The 18556-nt window shown below is 63.5% G+C and carries 15 protein-coding genes; 2 read left to right on the top strand and 13 right to left on the bottom strand.

Annotation, left to right across the window (positions count from 1 at the left end; translation table 11 throughout):
- Nucleotides 1-4: 4 nt before the first annotated feature.
- On the bottom strand, nucleotides 5-943 hold the full coding sequence (locus tag NKH43_RS00135) for a sugar ABC transporter substrate-binding protein (protein WP_352484098.1): 939 nt from the start codon (nucleotides 941-943) through the stop codon (nucleotides 5-7).
- A 149-nt stretch (nucleotides 944-1092) separates the two neighbouring features.
- Nucleotides 1093-2076 carry an ABC transporter permease gene (locus NKH43_RS00130; RefSeq protein WP_502895879.1) on the bottom strand — a complete coding sequence of 328 codons (984 nt, stop codon included), beginning with the start codon at nucleotides 2074-2076 and terminating at the stop codon, nucleotides 1093-1095.
- A 291-nt stretch (nucleotides 2077-2367) separates the two neighbouring features.
- On the opposite strand from NKH43_RS00130, the gene NKH43_RS00125 reads away from it, so the two are divergent.
- On the top strand, nucleotides 2368-3330 hold the full coding sequence (locus NKH43_RS00125; protein ID WP_352855975.1) for a sugar-binding transcriptional regulator: 963 nt from the start codon (nucleotides 2368-2370) through the stop codon (nucleotides 3328-3330).
- Here the strand turns inward: NKH43_RS00125 and NKH43_RS00120 are convergent.
- The 7 genes from NKH43_RS00120 to NKH43_RS00090 all read right to left on the bottom strand — a co-directional run bounded on the left by NKH43_RS00120 (nucleotide 3320) and on the right by NKH43_RS00090 (nucleotide 13157).
- Nucleotides 3320-4819, bottom strand: coding sequence for a xylulokinase (locus NKH43_RS00120; protein WP_352855972.1), 1500 nt, complete (start codon nucleotides 4817-4819; stop codon nucleotides 3320-3322). The genes NKH43_RS00125 and NKH43_RS00120 overlap by 11 nt on opposite strands.
- Nucleotides 4820-4838: 19 nt before the next feature.
- Nucleotides 4839-6161: an NAD(P)H-dependent oxidoreductase gene (locus NKH43_RS00115; protein WP_023716797.1), complete on the bottom strand. Its 1323-nt coding sequence runs from the start codon at nucleotides 6159-6161 to the stop codon at nucleotides 4839-4841.
- Between the two features lie 225 nt (nucleotides 6162-6386).
- Entirely contained in the window at nucleotides 6387-7493 is a 1107-nt protein-coding gene (locus NKH43_RS00110; RefSeq protein ID WP_352855969.1) for a mandelate racemase/muconate lactonizing enzyme family protein, read from the bottom strand.
- A 50-nt stretch (nucleotides 7494-7543) separates the two neighbouring features.
- Nucleotides 7544-8281 carry a GntR family transcriptional regulator gene (locus NKH43_RS00105; RefSeq protein ID WP_352548712.1) on the bottom strand — a complete coding sequence of 246 codons (738 nt, stop codon included), beginning with the start codon at nucleotides 8279-8281 and terminating at the stop codon, nucleotides 7544-7546.
- A 256-nt stretch (nucleotides 8282-8537) separates the two neighbouring features.
- Entirely contained in the window at nucleotides 8538-9692 is a 1155-nt protein-coding gene (locus NKH43_RS00100; RefSeq protein WP_023716800.1) for an efflux RND transporter periplasmic adaptor subunit, read from the bottom strand.
- A gap of 16 nt (nucleotides 9693-9708) precedes the next feature.
- Complete coding sequence (locus NKH43_RS00095) at nucleotides 9709-12888, bottom strand: efflux RND transporter permease subunit (protein WP_352855965.1); 3180 nt, start codon at nucleotides 12886-12888, stop codon at nucleotides 9709-9711.
- Nucleotides 12882-13157, bottom strand: a complete 276-nt coding sequence (locus tag NKH43_RS00090) for a hypothetical protein (protein ID WP_352855962.1) — start codon at nucleotides 13155-13157, stop codon at nucleotides 12882-12884. Before NKH43_RS00090 ends, NKH43_RS00095 begins: the two co-directional genes overlap by 7 nt.
- Nucleotides 13158-13410: 253 nt before the next feature.
- On the opposite strand from NKH43_RS00090, the gene NKH43_RS00085 reads away from it, so the two are divergent.
- Nucleotides 13411-13992 carry a TetR/AcrR family transcriptional regulator gene (locus NKH43_RS00085; RefSeq protein ID WP_023716803.1) on the top strand — a complete coding sequence of 194 codons (582 nt, stop codon included), beginning with the start codon at nucleotides 13411-13413 and terminating at the stop codon, nucleotides 13990-13992.
- 551 nt (nucleotides 13993-14543) lie between these two features.
- Here NKH43_RS00085 and NKH43_RS00080 read toward each other — a convergent pair.
- The 4 genes from NKH43_RS00080 to NKH43_RS00065 all read right to left on the bottom strand — a co-directional run bounded on the left by NKH43_RS00080 (nucleotide 14544) and on the right by NKH43_RS00065 (nucleotide 18442).
- Nucleotides 14544-15566: a LacI family DNA-binding transcriptional regulator gene (locus NKH43_RS00080; RefSeq protein ID WP_352855959.1), complete on the bottom strand. Its 1023-nt coding sequence runs from the start codon at nucleotides 15564-15566 to the stop codon at nucleotides 14544-14546.
- Between the two features lie 50 nt (nucleotides 15567-15616).
- Complete coding sequence (locus tag NKH43_RS00075; RefSeq protein ID WP_023716805.1) at nucleotides 15617-16411, bottom strand: ATP-binding cassette domain-containing protein; 795 nt, start codon at nucleotides 16409-16411, stop codon at nucleotides 15617-15619.
- A gap of 4 nt (nucleotides 16412-16415) precedes the next feature.
- Nucleotides 16416-17402 carry an ABC transporter permease gene (locus NKH43_RS00070; RefSeq protein WP_023716806.1) on the bottom strand — a complete coding sequence of 329 codons (987 nt, stop codon included), beginning with the start codon at nucleotides 17400-17402 and terminating at the stop codon, nucleotides 16416-16418.
- A 107-nt stretch (nucleotides 17403-17509) separates the two neighbouring features.
- Nucleotides 17510-18442 carry a substrate-binding domain-containing protein gene (locus NKH43_RS00065; protein WP_023716807.1) on the bottom strand — a complete coding sequence of 311 codons (933 nt, stop codon included), beginning with the start codon at nucleotides 18440-18442 and terminating at the stop codon, nucleotides 17510-17512.
- Nucleotides 18443-18556 lie beyond the last annotated feature (114 nt).

Genomic DNA, 18556 nt, shown 5'->3' with positions numbered 1-18556 from the left:
TAAATCAGGGATGCTTGGCGATGAACTGCTCGACATTGTCCTTGGTGGTCAGCGTCGCATCCTGCAGCTGTTCTGCGGGAATGGTCTCGCCGGCCACCAGCTTGATTGCCGCATCGACGGCAAGCCGGCCCATGCCCTGGGTCTGCTGCGTCGCCGTCACGTCGAAGACGCCGTCCTTCAGCGCCTTGAGCGCCGCCACGTCGCCGTCGAAGCCGGCAACCCAGACCTTGTGGCCGGGATTGGCGACCTTGACCGCCTGCGCCGCACCGAGCGCCAGCGCATCGGCCTGGCCGATGACGATCGACACGTCGGGATGCGACTGCAACAGATCCTGCGTCAGCTTGAAACCTTCGTCCTGGTGCCAGCCTTCGCTCCACAATTCGCCGACGACCTTGATGTCGGGATAGCCCTTCAGCGCTTCGCCGCAGCCCTTCGAGCGATCGACCTCGGGCGTCGTACCCTTCTGGCCGTGGATGATGATCAGCTCGCCCTTGCCGCCGGCCTGCTTGGCGATGTAGTCGCAAACCGCTTTCGCCGATGCCACGCTATTGGTGGCGATGAAGGTGTCGCCGGGCGCGCCGTCGGCGTTGCGGTCGACATTAATGACTGGGATGCTGGCAGCCTTGGCCGTCTTGGTCGGCACGGTGGCGGCGGTGGCGCCGGCCGGAATGTAGATCAGCGCATCGATATTCTGCGTGATCAGATCCTGCACCTGGCTGACCTGGGTCGCCGAATCGCCCTTGGCGTCGACGGTGACGACCTCGATGCCCTTTTCCTTGCCGTAGGCTTCGACGGACTGCTTGATCTGGTTGAAGAAGTCGGCCTGCAGATTGGCGACGGCGAGGCCGAGCTTCTTGGCTTCCTTGGCCGAGGCCATGTCGGACAGGCTAAGCAGCGGGATGATGGCCGCGGCGGCAAGCAGCAATGAACGTTTAGTCAGCATGTTATTCCTCCGTTGATGTTCAATCTGTCCTGCCCGCGCATCGCGGCGCCCCGTGGCCGAACAACTCCCAGTTTCGGATCACCGATCCGTTTTCGCCCGAATATCCGGGTGAATCTCATTGAGCCCAATTCTTCATTGTGCCCCATTTTTCATTGTGCTCTGCGCCGCCAGGTGTCGGTGGCCACCGCCAGCGCGATCACCACGCCGATAACCACTTGCTGGATGAAGGGCGAGACACCGAGCAGGTTCAGTCCGTTGCGCAGCACGCCGATGATGAGGACGCCGATGGCTGTGCCGCCGATCGAACCGACGCCGCCCGACAGGCTGGCGCCGCCGATAACCACCGCCGCGATGGTGTCGAGCTCGTAGCCAAGGCCGGAGCTCGGCTGGACGGAATCGAGCCGGGCGGCAAGCACGATGCCGGCGAGACCGGCCAGCACGGCGCAGATCGTATAGACCCAGTTTGTCAGCGACTTGACCGGTATGCCGGACAGCCGGGCGACTTCGGCGCTGCCGCCGATTGCGTAGAGGCTGCGGCCGGTGGCGCGATAATTCAGGAAGATCGCGAAAATGACGGCAAGCACGATCATCAGCCCGACGGTGACCGACAGGAAGCCGAAATGGCGGATGATCGACAGGCTGGTGAACCAGTCGGGAAAGCCGACGATCTGCGAGCCGTCGGTGATCATATTGGCGAGACCGCGCGCCACCGACATCATGGCCAGCGTGGCGATGAAGGGCGGCAGCTTGGTGACCGTCACCAGCAGGCCCGAAACCAGCCCGCAAAGGCCGGCGACGACGAGGGCTGCGGCGATGCCGGCCGGCAGGCCGAGATTGAGATAGTCCGGATGGGCGACGAAGCCCATCACCATGGAAGCCAGCGCCAGCACCGAGCCAACGGACAGGTCGATGCCGCCGATCAGGATGACCAGCGTCATGCCGATCGCCATGATGCCGAGTACGGTAACCTGGTCGAGCACGTTGAGGATGTTGCGGATGGTCAGGAACGTATCGGTGGTCAGCGAGAGCGCCAGGCACAGCAGGACCAGCCCGATCAGCGGGCCCATGGTTCCGGCAAAGACAGCCGAAAACTTTGCGCCCGTCGTGGCCTGCGTACCAGAGCCTGCTTTCAACTCGCTTGCGTCGTTGCTCACAGCCACTTCGTCTCCTCCACAGCAATCCGGCGCTGCATCACCGGGCCACTTTGTTCACTAGGCCCCTCCATGTGAACAATTTATCTTTAACATGCAATTTTGTTCAGCTAAACTGTTCGTCGGAAAATTGTCAAGGCCTGCCGTTTCATTCGACGACGGTTTGCGCTGTCCGCCGGTTTGCCTTACGCAAGGTCTCGGAAATCTTGGCATTTCGAAGTCGCCGGATTGGAATATCATGAGCAGAGCCGGCGGCTGCGGCAAGGCAAACAGATGACGATCGTAGAGAACGAAAGAGCCTCGCGCTTTCCCGACGCCGAACTCAAGGCCCGCGCCGCCTGGCACTATTATGTCGAGGGTCTTACACAGGAGCGGATTTCCGAAATTCTCGGCGTCGGCCGCATCAAGGTACATCGCATTCTCTCCGCCGCCCGCGAAGAGGGTGTCGTCCAGTTTCGCATCCGCGACAGCGTCGTCGAATGCGTGGTTTTGGAGGAAAGCCTCAAGCAGAGGTTCGGGCTCAGCCAGGCTGTTGTGGTGCCGTCGGCTGCCGACCGAAGCAACGCACCGCTGATGATCGGCCACGCCGCCGCCGCCTATCTGGCCGACCATGTGAATGCCGGCGATGTCATTGCGCTGGGCTGGGGGCGGACGCTGAAATTCGCCATCAATGAGTTGCCAAGGCGGCCTATCGCCAGGACCACGGTGGTTTCGATGCTTGGCGGCCTGACCCATGCACAGCCGCTCAACCCGACAGAAAGCGCCTGGGATTTCGCCGAGAAGATCGGTGCGGAGTGCTTCCTGCTGCCGGTGCCGGTCTATGCCGACCGGCCGGAACAGCGCGACGCGTTCATGAGCCAGCGCAGCGTTCAGGACGTTGTCTTCCGTGCACGCCGGGCAAACATTGCCGTGCTCAGCGTCGGCTCGTTTTCCAACGACAGCCCGATCGCCAATTACGGCTTCATCAAGCCAAGCGAACTCGAGGAACTGCAGGCGGCCGGCGCCGTCGGCGATATTCTGTGTCATTTCATCGACGCCGAGGGCCGCCCGGTCGACCACGAGGTGAACCGCCGCGTCTGTGCCTATCCGCTGCAGGATCTGTCGGGTATCCCGAGCATCATCCTGGTGTCGGGAGGGCAGGAAAAGATTGCCATCATGCGGGCAGCACTCGCCAACACCAAGGTATCGGTTCTGATCACCGACGAGGATGCGGCAAAGGGGCTGCTCAACCGCTAGTCGCGTTGAGAGCACTCAGCCGCACGTGGATATCGCGCGTCGCTTGATAGAGATCGCGGTAGATTGCCTTGCGGCCGCGATAGCCGGCAACAAGTCCATCGACCGGGTCGACATGCATGGTGGGAGCGGCAGCCATTGCCTTTGCGGCGGCTTCCGGCGAGGCAAACCAGCCGACCGCGGCGGCCGCCAGCATGGCGGCGCCGAGTGCGGCGGCTTCGTTGACCGGCGAAACCGAGATCGGCCGCTCGAGCACGCTTGCCATGATCTGCATGAGGAGTACGCAATTGGTGCCGCCGCCGGCGGCAATCATCGCCGCCTGTCCGCCGGCCTGGGCTTCCATGGCCTCGGTGGCAACGGCCTGCTCGAAGGCGATGCCTTCCAGGACAGCGCGGAAAAGATGCTCCGGCCGGTGGTCGAGCGACAGGCCGACAATGGCGCCACGCGCGGCACCATCCCAATAGGGGCTCATGACGCCGGCCCAATAGGGCATGACGAGCAGGCCCTCGCTGCCAGCGGCAACCTCCAGCGCCGCTTTCTCCAGTGCTGCCGCCGACGGCGAACCGGTCGTGCGGACAATCCAGTCGACCAGTTGCATGCCCGAACGCAGCACTGTCTCCAGCATGAAACCGGAACCGGTCGGCGAGACCAGCGTGCGAAAGGCGTCCGAGGTTTTCACCTTGCCGGAATAGCAGCCGCTGACCACGCCGGAGCCGAGCGAGAGATAGCTCTTGCCTTCGCCGTAGACGCCCATGCCGAGGCCCATCGCCTGGCCGTCCCCAGCGCCGGCAACGACCGGCGTGCCGGCCCTCAGGCCGGTCAGTTGCGCCGCGGTTGCGGAAAGCCCGCCGCAAATTGCGCCCGGCGCGACCAGGTCGGGCAATTGCTCCATCTGCAGTCCGGCGGCCGCAACGAGGCGGGGATGCCAGGTACCTCTCTCGACGTCGAGGAGCCCGAGCGGATCCGCACTTGCGGTGCTGGTGACCAATCGCCCGGTCAGCCGCTGGACGAAGAAACCGTGCACGTCGACCAGTGCCGCTGCCTGGTGAAGCACCTGAGGCTGGTGTTCGGCAAGCCAGGCGATGGCGTAGAGCGCCGGCGTCGGGTCCGGCGGCTTGCCGCTCCAGTCGCGGATCGCCTCGCGGCCGAGTTCGGCCGAAAGCCTGATAACCTGCGGCCGGGCGCGTTCGTCCAGCCACAGGATCGCCGGAATAAGTGATTTGCCGGCGCTGTCGACCAGCGTGAAGGTCTCGCGCTGGTGGGCAATGGAGATCGCCGCCACGCGGAAAGCGCCGACCGCCTCAGTGACCTGCTTCAATGCGCCAAGCAGCGCCGTCCACCAATGTTCGGCGTCCTGCTCGAAATGGCTGGGCTTCGGATTTGAAAGCGGATAAGTCTCGCGCGCCTGGAACAGCTCCTCGCCGTCGCGGGTGAAGGCAATCGCCTTCACGGCCGTGGTCGAGGCGTCGATCCCGATTACGATATCGTCCATCAGGCGGAGATCCGCGGGGTCAAGCCGCGTTGGTAGCGAACCGTCCGTCTGACTGATCGAGACGACGGCGGATCTGGGTTATCACCATCGAATCGTCGGGTACACAATTTTCATAGGTCAGGAAATCGCCGATCTTGAGCGGCTTGACCACCTTGGCCCGTTCGGCAAGGCCGAGCGGCAGCGCGCCCCGGGCGCGTGCATCTTCCCATGTCATGGCGAAGCCGCGATAGTCGTTCTCGCCGATCATGCCGAGCGACTGGCCGACGCCAAGATCGCTCTTGGCAACCGCCACCGCCTCGGCGACCGGACGGTCGAGCGGCTCCATGTCGGCCCGTTTGTAGACGACGGCGCGCGCCGCCGACAGCGGCACTTCCAGGCTGGTCAGATGATAGGGCCGGAAGATCGTGAAATAGGGGCCTTTGCCGACCTTGAGGTCGATCATGCGCTCCAGCACGCGCGGATGCTGGGTCTCGATGATGCAGAACACGCCGGGCGCCACGCCCTTGCCGATCGAATAATCGACCACGCCCTTGCGATGCAGCACGCCGCCATCCTCGCGCGGGCAGAGCACGCTGGCGAGCTCCTCCAGCGTTGCGGTTGGGCCGTGCATGCCCGGCACGTCGGGCACCAGGCCGGTGGCATTGGCGATCGCCACCATTTCGATGGCCGTCTTCGAGCCGTCGACGAATTCGACCAGCATGCGCGCATTCATGTTGCGCTCGGCCGCTTCTTTCTCGTAATCGGCCGGCATGGCGTCGATCTTCAGCGGATTGTTCTTGCCCTTGCCGGCGGCGATGATGTTGAAGCCGAGGCTTTTGGCAAAGCCGATGATCTCCAGCGTGCAGGCCGGCTCGTCGCCGGCGGCACCGGTATAGACGACGCCGGCCTTGCGTGCCTCGTCCTTGAGGAAGCGGCCGATCGTGATGTCGGCCTCGACATTGAGCATGACGATGTGCTTGCCGTTCTTCATCACTTCCAGCGCGAACAGCGTGCCGATATTGGGATTGCCCGTCGCGTCGATGATGACGTCGATCCGGCCGGCCGCCGCCAGCGCGTGCAAATCTTCGGTCACCGCAATCTTGCCGGCCTCGATGGCGCGGTCGATCGCCGCCGCATTGCCGGCCTGGACGATGTCGGAACGGTCGTGGCCAGCGAGCAGCGCCGCGTCGATCGCTGCCTGCGGCCTGACCTCGGAAATAGCGCCGATCCGCATGCCCGGCATCAGTGCCACCTGGACGACGATGTCGGTGCCCATCTGACCGGCGCCGGCAAGCCCGATGGTGATCGGCCCCTGCTGTTCAGCGCGCTGCAGAAGTTCCGCTGCAAATTGCGGATGGGACATGTCGCTTCCTCCAGTTCTTGACGCGCCGCAGCGTCCAAATCAACGTTTTGAACATTCCTATTTCCAAATGAAAAATATTTCAACCTGCAATTGGGACATTCCCGCTCTGGAATGGCCGATCGCTTGGGGTCAGCTGCCGGTCAGGGCACGACCTCTGCAGGTAGCCGGACGGCGCCGACCGATGCGGGTTGCTCGACGTTGCCTTGAGGTGGCGCGGTCTCTACCTCAGCTGCCGATCTCGAAGAAGGGCGCGCCGAGCAGGTCGGGAACGACATCGATGCCAAGTCCCGGCCCGTCCGGAATGCCCATGCGGCTGCCCGAGACCGGCGGCATATTGGATGCGGTGCGCACCGTCACCCATTCGTGGAAGGCGATGGCGTGCAGCCGGCGCTCCTCGGGCGTCGACAGCGACAGATGCGCCATGGCCGATGTGTCGATCTCGGCGCCGCCAGTGTCCTCGACGGTGATCATGAAGCCGAGATCGACGGCGAGGTCGCGGATTTGGCGCGTTTTGGTCACTCCTCCGAGCCGCGAGATCTTCAGCGTCAGCCCGTCGGCAGCGCCCTTGCGGTGGATGTCGAGCATGTCGTCCAGCGAGGCGACGGATTCGTCGAGCACCATCGGTTTGTCAAGCGAGCGGCGCACCGACATGCATTCGTCGATCGTCGTGCAGGGCTGTTCGAACGTGTAGTCGATGGTGCGCGTCGCATCCACGAACTGGCGTGCCTGGTAAGGCGTCCAGCCGGCATTGGCGTCGCAGAAGATGACGGTGCCCTTCGGCACCGCGGCGGCGACGGCTGTGACGCGTTCGATGTCGTCATGGACGTTGCCGCCGACCTTGACCTGCAGTCGATGAAAGCCGTCTTTGACGATGCGCTTGGCAAGTGCAGCCATCGCGTCGACCGTGCCATGGGTGACGACCTTGTAGAGTTCGGCCGTCTCGCTCTCGCGTCCGCCAAGCAACGTAACCAGCGGCACGTCGGCGGCGCGCGCCGCGAGATCCGAGCATGCCATGTCGAGCGCCGACTTGACGTAGGGATGGCCCTTGAACACCGTATCCATGAGCCTGTTGATGCCGGCAAGCCCGCGTGGGTCATGGCCCATGAGATGCGGCGCGATCTCGACGACGCCGGCGCGCGTGCCGGCGGCGAACGCCGGCGAGTAAAAATTGCCGAGCGGCGCCATCTCGCCCCAGCCGGTGAGCCCGCTATCGGCGGTGACGGCGACGATCACAGCGTCGAACGCATCGGCGACGCGCCCCTTCGACATCCGGTAAGGTCCGTCCACAAAGGGCTGCACGACATGGTAGGCTTTGATGGTTTTGATCTGCACGTCTTCTGTCCGTTGTCTGTGTTCCGGGATGACCGCCAAACTTGTCGGGCTCAGCCGCCTTTGGGCCGATTGCGCGTTAGGCCGGCACGATCCGCGCCGGCGCCCTTTGAGCCACGCTCTTCCAACTCGCGCGCATAGGCGAGCAGTTCCTCGAAATCCAAATCGATATGCTCCTTGGCGTGGCGCTGTGCAGCGCGCATGTCGCTGCCCTTGAGCAACTGCACATAGCTTTCGTGAGCGTCTTCGGCAGGCACCGGCTCGTTGCGCGCCCGCTGGTGCAGCGCAAAATACATCTGCAGCCGGCTGGCCAGCCGCTGCCAGGTTTCCAGCAACACCGAATTGTCGGCCCATTCGTGGATCAGGCCATGCAGTTGCAGCGCCGTTTCGATCTGTCGCGTCGTGTCCAGCTCGCGCGTCGCCTGCTTCACCGCCGCATGCCGCCGGTCTATCTCGTCGAAGAAGCGCTGGTCGCGAAGCGGCCAGGTCCGCTCGATGGCGAATTCGTCCAGCACCTTGTTGAGCGAATAGGCATCGTCGATGTCCTTGGCGGTCACCTCGATGACGAAGGTTCCGGCGTAGGGGATGCTGGTCAGGATGCCTTCCTGCACCAGTTCGCGCATCGCCTCGCGCAGCGGCGCACGGCTCACCCGCATCTGCTCGGAAATCCTAAGTTCGTTGAGCTTCTGCCCCGGTTCCAGCTGGCCGGTCAGGATCGCGCGCCGGAGCAGCGCCACGATCTCGGCCCGGCGTGTCGTATCCGCGATCGGACTGAAATCCAGCGTTGCCATCCGGCTGCTCCAGGAGACCAAAAGCAACACAGCAAATTGTCGACAATCTAACAAGAGGTGATTGCGGATACAGGTTCTCCGCTGGCCAGCTGCTTGCGGCAGACGGGTACGTCACGGCGCGCTCTACTTGCGCCTTCATGGCTCCTGGCAAGGTCGAGTGTGTCGATGAGGCCGATCTTGCCGACCCTGCTCAGCAAAAACGGCGCCCTCGGCGTGGGAGCCGAAGGCGCCGCGGGACCGGACCTGATGGGGGTTATCAGGTGGCCGGTTTCTGGGGTAGCGGCGAGACCGGCATTCCCGGACCGATCTTCTGCAGATTGCCGGTGATCACCTGGTCGCCTTCGGCTACGCCGCTCAAGATGGCCACCTGATCGCCATTGGTCGGTCCGAGCGAAACGATGCGCTGGTCGACGGTGTTGTCCTTGCCGACGACATAGAGGTATTTGCCGAGCTGGCCTGAGCCGAGTGCCGTCTGCGGTACCATCAGCGCATCGGGCTGCTCTTTGACGTGCAGCCGGACGCGGACATACTGGCCGGGCAGCAGGGTGAACTTGCCGTTGCCGACCGTCGCCCGTGCCGTGATCGTGCCGGTCGAGCGATCGATCGTGTTGTCCATGAAGGTAAGATCGCCCTTCTGGCGCGGTTCGGTTTCACCGGGAAGCAGGACGTCGACACTGATCGGTCCCGCGGCCCGAGCTTCCTCGATCTGGGTCAGGTCCGTTTCGCTCGGATTGAAGGTGACGTAGATCGGATCGAGCTGCACCAGCGAGTTGAGCACCGTGCCGGCAACGCTGACCAGCGTTCCGACGGAAGCCTGGCTGCGTCCGATGCGTCCCGCGAATGGAGCACGGATTTCGGTATAGCTCAAATTGAGCTCGGCGGTCCGCAAGGCGGCCTGGTTCACGGCGAGCGAGGCCTGAGCCTCGCGCAAGGTGCTGGTGCGCTGGTCGAACACGTCCTTGGCGAGATAGCCGCTCTTGGCGAGCTCGCTGCCGCGCCCGAGATTGGAGCGCGCATAGTCGAGTGTTGCCGTGTCGCGCTGGATAAGCGCCTTCGCCTGCTCGAGGGCAGCCTGGAAATCCTCCGGGGCGATCTTGTAGAGAAGGTCGCCCTTTGCAACATCGCCGCCGTCGGTGGCGACCTGCTCCTGCAGATAGCCCGGCACGCGCGCCTGCAGCGTAATGCTGCGGATCGGCTCTACCCGGGCGGCGTAGTCGAGATAGATCGGGATCGTCTTCTTGACGACGCTCACCACCGGCACCGGCATGACAAAGGCTTCCGGCTTGGGTGTCGCCGCCCCGGCCGTGCCGGCGTTGAGGCTGAGACTGCCCATGTCGAGCAAGTGAACGCTCGCTATCGAAATCGCCCCAAGGGCGACGGCCGTTCCCAGCGCGATTTTCCATTTACGCATGATCGATTCTCCAGTCCTATTCAGCCGCTTCGGCCAATGGCTCGAAGGCGGGTTCGGCGGTTGGTTGTTCAGTCGTTTCGGAGACCGGTTCGCTCTCGCTGCGGCGCTCGCGCAGCTGCTCGATCACCGCATAGAAGACCGGCACGAACACCAGCGACAGGATGGTCGCTGCGACCATGCCGCCAAAGACGGTGGTGCCGATCGACTGCCGGCTTGCGGCACCCGCACCTGTGGCGAACATCAGCGGCAGCACGCCGAGGATGAAGGCGAAGGCGGTCATCAGGATCGGCCGCAGCCGCAGCCGCGCCGCTTCCATCGCGGCGTCGACGATGCTGAGGCCTTCTTCGCGCCGGCGCCGGGCAAACTCGACGATCAGAATCGCGTTCTTGGCCGCCAGTCCGATCAGCATGACGAAGCCGATCTGCGAGTAGACGTCGATCTGCATGCCGCGCAGCCACAGCACGACGAACGCACCGAACAATGCGAGCGGCACCGCCAGCAGCACCATGAACGGCATCGCCCAGCTCTCATATTGCGCGGCAAGGATGAGGAAAACGAAGACGATGGCGAGGCCGAAGACGACGGATGCGATCGATCCCGCCTTGAGCTCCTGATAGGTGATGCCGGTCCATTCGTAGCCGAAATCTCTCGGCAACGCCGTGGCAGCGGCACGTTCCATTGCCGCCACCGCCTGGCCGGACGAAAAGCCGGGGGCGGCGCCGCCATTGATCAGGGCCGACGCATTGTTGTTGTAGTGCGGCACGGTCTCGGGGCCGACGATGGGCACAAGCTTGCCCAGCGTGCTCAGCGGCACCATGCCACCCGACGCATTGCGGACATAGAGCCGCGAAATGTCGGCCGGACCGGCTCGAGAGTCTTTGTCGGCCTGGATCGTCACCCGGAAGGTGCGGCCAAACAGGTTGAAGTCGTTCACATAAAGCGAGCCGAGATAGATCTGCAGCGTGTTGAAGACGTCCGGCAGGTTGAGCCCGAGCAGCTTTGCCTTGGCGCGATCGAGATCGTAGTTGAACTGCGGCGTCGAGGTCGAGAACGACGAGAACAATTGCTGTGGGTTGAGCTCCGGCTGCTTGCGCGCCTCGGCAATCACAGCTTGCGTCGCATCGTTGAGCGCCACGCTGCCGCGGCCGGTCAGATCCTCGACCTGGAACTCGAAGCCACCGGTGGTGCCGATGCCCGGGATCGAAGGCGGGTCGAAGCTCAGCGCAAAAGCCTCCGGAATTTGCAGCAGCTTGTTGCGCACGTCGGCGACGAGCTTCGAGGCGCTCTGGTCGGGGCCGCGTTCGTCCCATGGCTTCAGGATGGCGAATTCGACCGCCGAGTTCGACTGCGCGGCACTGGTCAGGAAGTTCAAGCCGCTGATCGAGCCGACAATGTCGACGCCGGGCGTGTTCTGCAGGATATCGCGTGCCTTTTGCGCCACTGCATCGGTGCGTTCCAGCGAGGCCCCGTCGGGGAGCTGGATAACGACGAAGAAGTAGCCCTGGTCTTCGACCGGAAGGAAGGTCGAGGGCAGGCGCTGCCAGACGAAGTAGGTCGCGACAAGTCCGGCCGCGAACAGGCCAAGCATGATCCAGCGCAGACGGATGAGAATGCGCACGCCATTCGCATACGCATGCGACAGCCGTTCGAAGCCCATGTTGAACCAGCGGAACAGCACGAACTGCGTTTCAGGCCGGTGGCGCAGGAACGCCGCGCTGAGCGCCGGAGTAAGCGTGAGCGAGACAAAGGCCGAGATGCCGAAGGAGATCGCGACCGTCAGGGCAAACTGGTTGTAGAGCCGGCCGGAAACGCCGGGGATGAAGGCAACCGGCACAAACACGGCCATCAGCACGGCGGTCGTGGCGATGATCGGTCCGGTGACCTCGGCCATCGCCGTACGCGTGGCAGCCAGCGGTTTGAGGCCGGCCTCGAGCTGGCGTTCGACATTCTCGACGACGACGATCGCGTCGTCGACGACGAGGCCGATCGCCAGCACCATGCCGAGCAGGCTGAGCATGTTCAGGGAGAAGCCGAACATGTACATGACGACTAATGTCGACACCAGCGACACCGGAATCGCGATCGTCGGGATGATCGTGGTGCGCCAGCTTTGCAGGAAGATGAACACCACCGCGACGACCAGGACCAGCGCCTCGCCGAGCGTGATCAGCACGTCATGCATAGACGCCGATACGAAACGTGTCGTATCGTAATGCATGGCATAGCTGACCCCCTTCGGGAAGCGGGCCGACAGCTCCTGCATCTTGTCCTTGACGCGCTGCTGCAGATCGAGCGCGTTGGAGCCCGGCATCTGGTAGACCGCGAGCACCACCGTCGGGTCCTTGCCGAAGAAGGCCGACGACGAATATTGCAGCGCGCCGAGCTCGATGCGCGCAACGTCGCGGAGCCGCACCAACGAGCCGTTGGCGGTATTGGCCCGCACGACGATGTCGCCGAACTCCTTGGGGTCGCTCAGCCTGCCGACGGCGTTGACCTGCATCTCGAAAGCGGTGCCGGCCGGAGCCGGCGATTGCCCGATCTTGCCGGCCGCCACCTGGACGTTCTGCTCGGCGACGGCGTTCTGCACGTCGACGGCGGTGATGCCGAGATTGGCGAGCTTGTCGGGATCGAGCCAAACGCGCATCGAATAGCGCCGCTCGCCGAAGATCTGCACGTCGCCGACGCCAGGCAGGCGCTTCAGCGGATCGACCACCTGCAGGTAGGCGAGATTGCTCAAAGTGACCGGGTTGACGGAGCCGTCCGGGGAGGTGAGGTCGACGATCAGGACGAAGTTCGGGTTCTGTTTCTTGATCGTCACGCCGCCCTGGTTGACGATGGCCGGCAACGAGGAAGCCGCCTGCGAAACGCGGTTCTGGACGTCGACGGCGGCGGTGCTCAGGGAATAGCCGACCTCGAAAGTGATGGTGATCGTCGAGGAGCCGTCATTGGAGCTCGACGACGACATATAGGTCATGCCCTGAACGCCGTTGATCTGCTGTTCGAGCGGCGTCGTCACCGTGTCGGCGACAACCTGCGCGCTGGCGCCCGGGTAGTGGGCGCTGACCACGACCTGGGGCGGCGTGATGTCGGGAAACTGCGAGACGGGCAGCAGAAAATAACAAATGCCCCCGGCGAGCACCATGATGATGGCGATCGCCGACGCAAAGATCGGACGATGAATGAAGAAGCTTACCATGAGATGCACGCCTCGCCCGATGCTCTGGCCCGGCCAAAGGCCCTGGCCACCCTGGACAGTCGCCGGCTGCGCCTTGAGCCGGAATCTTCGAGAAAGCCGAAATCTTGCAGCGGGCGACGCGGCGCGTTGCGGCGCTCGGCCTGCTCGTCCGCCAGCGCACGCAGCATCGCCTCGAAAGACCGCGGGTCGACGCGGTCGGCCTTCATCAGCATGCGGATCATCGGATCCTTCACGACTTCATCGATCGTCAGATCATTGCGCTGCGACATCGAAGCGGCTCCTGGTTTTTGGCGATCCGCGGCAGGCCGCGGATCGGGTGTTCCCTTGCTCGCCGGCCGAGGCCGTAAGGTGCGGTTCGTCCCCCTTGCCGATTGGGCGGGGCTGATGGCCGGCACTTGCGAGTTTGACATGATGCAATGCGGGTGTTACAGGTAAGTAACATCTCTAACGTTACAGACCGGTAACACCCTAGTCAAGAGGTGCACCGAGGGAATTTCGGGAAACGCAATCACGGAGGTTTTGATGACAGACGGTGTTGTGGAGCGTGTTCGCCCCCGGGACAGGATCCTGGAGACGGCACGGGACATGTTTCACAAGCATGGCATTCGCGGCGTCGGCATCGACGCCATCACCGAGGCCGCCGGTACCAACAAGATGACGCTCTACCGGCATTTCGAGTCCAAGGACGACCTGATCATCGAATGTCTGCGGGCGACCGCCTGCAGCGCCAACGCGATGTGGGAAAAGTTCGAGGCCGAGAATCCGGGCGACAAACTGGCGCAACTGCACGCCTGGGTCCGGATGGCGGCCGATTGCCTGATGTCGGATCGTCGCGGTTGCGACATGGCCAACGCCGCCATCGAGCTGAGCGAGACCGATCATCCGGCAAGGCAAGTGATCAAGGAACTCAAGGAAGCGCAGCGCGAGCGGCTGGTCTCGCTGTGTCGCGATGCCGGCATCGGCCAGGCCGAACTTCTCGCCGACACGCTGTCGCTTCTGCTCGAGGGCGCCCGTGTCAGCCTGCAAAGCGTCGGCGCCGAAGGCCCGAGCGCGCAGTTCGTCCGCATGGCGGAAGGCCTGATCACTTCTTTCAGGGCCAGATAGTCTCGCAAGCGGCGAAACCATTGACAGCTCGTTGGTTACGAGCCGCGCCGCCGAGCGCTCTTTCGTCCCATTCGGATGTGTCGTCACCACACTTCTCCGTCTGCCGCCGCGCCATTCCTTGCGCGGCGTATTGCTTGTTGGTTGTGAGGGCAAGATAGGGCCGGCAGCGAATTGGTGAGAGTGACAAGTGTGACAGGATTCCGCCCGGAAATGCCGTGGCGATCTCAGCGAAGGCCCATCGATTCGCGGATCGATACTCGTCCAGGTGATAGTCATGGCCCCAGCCTTGGCCGATACCTCAGAGCCGGAACGAAAAAAGCCCGCTGCCGGGAGGAGGTGGCAGCGGGCTTGATTTTCGAATGCGGTGCGGGAGGAGGTGCACCGAATTCAACGTCGGCATCGCATCTGGGAGGAGTAGATGGCCGACGCTTATGGGCTTACTGGTTGCCCAATGATTCGGCAACCACAAAAGTTGCATAGCTGATGTGCAGATTTGCGGTATCAACCGAATTTAACGATCGAGGCCGAGCGAACACCGCCCTCGCGCGGCATCACTGCACCGGGACATTTTCCTTGAAGATCAGGCGCGGCTCGATGAATTTCCGCGTCAGATAGGGCGCCGACGAGGCGATCGAGCCGAGCAGGCGAATGACCGACTGTTCGGCGATCAGCCTGGCATTCTGGTCGATGACGACGTCGAGCAGATCGTCGACGAGATAGCCGCGCGTTTCGCGCGTCAGATCATGGCAGATGAACACCGGCTTTTTCTGCGGTCTGGCTTCGAGCAACGCTTTCGCCACGCCTGATCGTCCGGCGCCGATACAGTAGATGCCGAGCAGCTCCGGCTCGTTGTGCAGCGCCTTCATGGTCGCGGTGTAACTGACCTCCGGCTCGTCGTTGATCTCGACGGCACTGGTGACGGTCAGATTGGGGAACTCCTCGCCGAGCACGGAGCGAAAGCCCATTTCGCGTTCCTCGTGGCCGCGATAGGAACGTGAGCCGACCACCATCGCCAGATAGCCTTTGCGGCCGCCGAGGAACCGTCCCATCAGCAGCGCCGCGGTGCGGCCCGCCACCCGGTTGTCGATACCGACATAGGCCGAGCGGGGCGCGCCCGGAACGTCGGACACCAGCGTGACTAGGCGGATGCCGGCCTCGACGATCTCGCGCAAGATGTTGCGCGTCCTTGGATGATCGACGGCAATGACGCCGACCCCGTTCGCCTTGAGGGAGAGGTTTTCGACGGCTGTCTGTAAGGCGCTCGGCGAAATGCCGGTGAGCTTATGGATGCGGCAGGAGGCGACCAGCGGCAGGCGCGCCGCATAATCCTCGATGTGCCTGGCCAGATCGGCCATGAAGGCATTGCTGCCGATCGGCAGGAAGAATTCGAGATGCGCCGGCCGCGAGGGCAACGCGACCTGGTCGACAACCGGCAGATAGCCGAGCTGCTTGGCCGCCTCCATTACGCGCTGCCGGTTGGCGGCACTCGCCCCCGGCCGGTTGTTGAGCACACGGTCGACCGTCGCGGTCGACAGGCCGCAGCTCCTGGCAATATCCGAAACGGTGGCTTTCATCTCGCAACCATGTGGCGATGCGATCCAGTGCCTCGGCGGTCAGCCGGCGGTCAGTCGTGCCGCTTTGTGCGCTCGACCAGCGCGTCGTGGATCTCCTTGTCCGACATGCCGGTGATGACGCGTTCGACTTCGGCGACGCTGGTCTTCTTCGGGTCGATATCGTCGGCGACCACCTTGCCGCGGCGCATGACGACGATGCGGTCGACCACCTGGAAGACGTGGTGGATGTTGTGGGCGATGAAGATGCAGGAATGGCCGGAATCGCGGGCGCTGCGCACGAAGCTTAGAACGCCTTGCGTTTCGGCGACGCCGAGATTGTTGGTCGGCTCGTCGAGGATGATGAGGTCGCTGTCGAAATGCATGGCGCGTGCAATCGCCACCGCCTGCCGCTCGCCGCCGGAGAGCGAGCCGATCGGCGTCGTCGGCGGAATGTTCTTCGAGATGCCGACCTGCTTGAGCAGGTCGCGGGCAACCACGTTCATCGCCTCCTGGTCCATGCGGTTGAGGAAACGCGGCGGCTTGATCGGCTCGCGTCCAAGGAACAGGTTGCGGGCGATCGACAGTTGCGTCACCAGCGCCGAGTCCTGGTAGATCGTCTCGATGCCGTGGGCGATGGCGTCGCTGGTGCTGCGCAAATTTACCCTCTTGCCGCGGATGAAGATGTCGCCGCTGGTCAGCGGGACCGCGCCCGACAGCACCTTGATCAGCGTCGACTTGCCGGCGCCATTGTCGCCGAGCAGTCCGACGATCTCCCTTTCGTTGACATGGAAATTGGCATCAACCAGCGCCTGAACGCGGCCATAGGACTTGCGGATGTTCGTCATGCGGATCAGCGGCTCGACCATCGTCTCAAGTCCCTGCCTGATGCCGGCGTTCCAGCCAGGAGTGGAGCGCCATCATGCCGAGGATGATAGCGCCGATGAAGATGTTGTAGGCAAGGCCCGGCACACCGATCAGCACGATGCCGTTGCGCATCACGCGCAGGATCAGGATACCGAGCACTGTGCCGATGATGGTGCCGCGCCCGCCGGTCAGCGCCGTACCGCCGATCACCACCATGGCGATGACTTCGAGCTCGTAGCCGGTGCCGCTGTTGGGGTTGGCCGCCGAGGTGCGCAGCGAGCTGATGACGCCGGCAAGCGAGGCCAGGATCGACGACAGGATGAATAGGCCGATCTTGACGCCGCTGACATTGACGCCGCGCGCCCTTGCGGCACTCGGGTTGCCGCCGGCCGCCTGGATCCAGTTGCCGGTCCGGCTCTGCGTCAGCACGTAGCCGAGCGCGACGGCGGCCGCGATGAACCAGAACAGCGACATATAGATACGGAACGGCCCGATGAAGAAATCGCCGACCAGGGCTTCCGCAAGCCAGCTGCCCTCGGCGCTCCAGGTCCGCTGCGGAAACCCGTTGGTGACGAACAAAGCGGTGCCGCGCACCACCAGCAGCATGCCCAGCGTCACCAGGAAGGACGGGATCTTGAGCTGCGTCACGAACCAGCCATTGACCAGCCCGATGAAGGCGGCAACCACCAGGGCAACGGCGAAGGCGGCTTCGAGCGAGGTGAGACCGCTGTTGAACAGCGTCCACATCAGGACCGGCGAGAAGCCGAACACCGAGCCGACCGAGAGGTCGAATTCGCCCGATGTCATCAGCAGTGTCATCGCCAGCGCGATCAGCCCGAGTTCGACCGTGAAGGCCAGCGTGTTCGAGATGTTCTGCGGCGACAGGAAGTCGTGATTGATGCCCCAGAACACGGCAATCTCGACGACAAGCAGCACGAAAGGCCCGAACTCTGGCCGCGCGATCGAGCGTTGGATAAGGGAACGATTTTCCACCTTGGACCCGCGATAGGATTGGAACTGGCCGAGACGGCAACCGGCTTCGGCGGAATGATGAGACAGTCACGGCCGCCGGAGCGACCGTGACCAACTCGATCGCGGATTTATTTGCCGGACAGGATCTTGTCGTAGACTGCCGCGGTGTCCTTCTCGTACAGCGCGCCGGTGATCACGTCGAAGCCGGGCGGAATGCCGCTCGCCGCCATGTTGGCGAGCGAGAGCGCGACGTAGCTGGTCGCCTGCGGATCCTGCCACTGGCCGGCATTGACGTAGCCGTTCAGCACTTCCTGGGTGGTATCGAGCGAGTTGCCCCAGCCGACAACCGGGATTTCGCCCGGCTTGACGCCGACCTGGTCGAACACTCGCTTGATCGAACCGGTGACAAGGTCGCCGAGACCGATGACCGCCTTGACCTTGGCCCTGTTGGCGGTGAGGTAATCGACCATGCGGTTGATCACTTCGGCCTGGTCGAGCGTCGCTTCGGTGATTTCATAAGTGATGCCGAGCGGCTCGAAGACGCTCTTGATGCCTTCCTCTTCCTGGACGCCATAGGTGGCGCCGGGAATTTCGACCGGCATCCAGACGAAGTCGCCCTTCTTCACCAGGCCCTTGTCGACCAGATACTGCGCCCAATGCTTGCCGAAGGTGACGTTGTCGCCGCCGACATAGGCGTTGAAATCCGCCTTCGGGTCGGGCGTGTTGAAGTTGATGATCGGGATGTTCGCCGCCCGCGCTTCCTTGACGATCTCGACAAGGCTGCCCGGATCGGGGCTGGTGGTGGTGATGCCGTCGGCCTTGGCGGCGATTGCGGCGCGAACGGCTTCCTGCTGCGACGCCACGTCACCATTGTGGAACGAGGTGTTGACGGTATTGCCGGTGTCCGTCGCCCATTGCTTGGCGCCGGCAAGGAAGTAGGTCCAGACCGGATCGGCCGGGCCGCCATGCGAAATCCAGTAGAATGTCTTGGCCTGTGCCGCGGCCGGAATGGCCAGCGCCACCACCAAGCCAAGTACAAGCAGTCTTAGCCTCGTCAGCATTTGATTTCCTCCCATTTGAACCGAACTCCTCCTCCCACGACGATCGCGACGAAAACCGTGCGCGGCAAAAACCGTGATCGTATTCTGCCAGCGTCGACCTGGGTGCATCAGAGC

Source organism: Mesorhizobium sp. M1163 (assembly GCF_040318415.1).
GTDB lineage: Bacteria > Pseudomonadota > Alphaproteobacteria > Rhizobiales > Rhizobiaceae > Mesorhizobium.
The sequence above is the reverse complement of the archived record's forward strand: the minus strand, read 5'-3'. Positions and strand labels throughout refer to the sequence as shown.

Bases quoted from the DNA above. Each gene is read 5' to 3' on its own strand.
- NKH43_RS00135 (WP_352484098.1), bottom strand. From the start codon at position 943: ATGCTGACTAAACGTTCATTGCTGCTTGCCGCCGCGGCCATCATCCCG.
- NKH43_RS00125 (WP_352855975.1), top strand. From the start codon at position 2,368: ATGACGATCGTAGAGAACGAAAGAGCCTCGCGCTTTCCCGACGCCGAA.
- NKH43_RS00120 (WP_352855972.1), bottom strand. From the start codon at position 4,819: ATGGACGATATCGTAATCGGGATCGACGCCTCGACCACGGCCGTGAAG.
- NKH43_RS00115 (WP_023716797.1), bottom strand. From the start codon at position 6,161: ATGTCCCATCCGCAATTTGCAGCGGAACTTCTGCAGCGCGCTGAACAG.
- NKH43_RS00105 (WP_352548712.1), bottom strand. From the start codon at position 8,281: ATGGCAACGCTGGATTTCAGTCCGATCGCGGATACGACACGCCGGGCC.
- NKH43_RS00100 (WP_023716800.1), bottom strand. From the start codon at position 9,692: ATGCGTAAATGGAAAATCGCGCTGGGAACGGCCGTCGCCCTTGGGGCG.
- NKH43_RS00095 (WP_352855965.1), bottom strand. From the start codon at position 12,888: ATGGTAAGCTTCTTCATTCATCGTCCGATCTTTGCGTCGGCGATCGCC.
- NKH43_RS00090 (WP_352855962.1), bottom strand. From the start codon at position 13,157: ATGTCGCAGCGCAATGATCTGACGATCGATGAAGTCGTGAAGGATCCG.
- NKH43_RS00085 (WP_023716803.1), top strand. From the start codon at position 13,411: ATGACAGACGGTGTTGTGGAGCGTGTTCGCCCCCGGGACAGGATCCTG.
- NKH43_RS00080 (WP_352855959.1), bottom strand. From the start codon at position 15,566: ATGAAAGCCACCGTTTCGGATATTGCCAGGAGCTGCGGCCTGTCGACC.
- NKH43_RS00075 (WP_023716805.1), bottom strand. From the start codon at position 16,411: ATGGTCGAGCCGCTGATCCGCATGACGAACATCCGCAAGTCCTATGGC.
- NKH43_RS00065 (WP_023716807.1), bottom strand. From the start codon at position 18,442: ATGCTGACGAGGCTAAGACTGCTTGTACTTGGCTTGGTGGTGGCGCTG.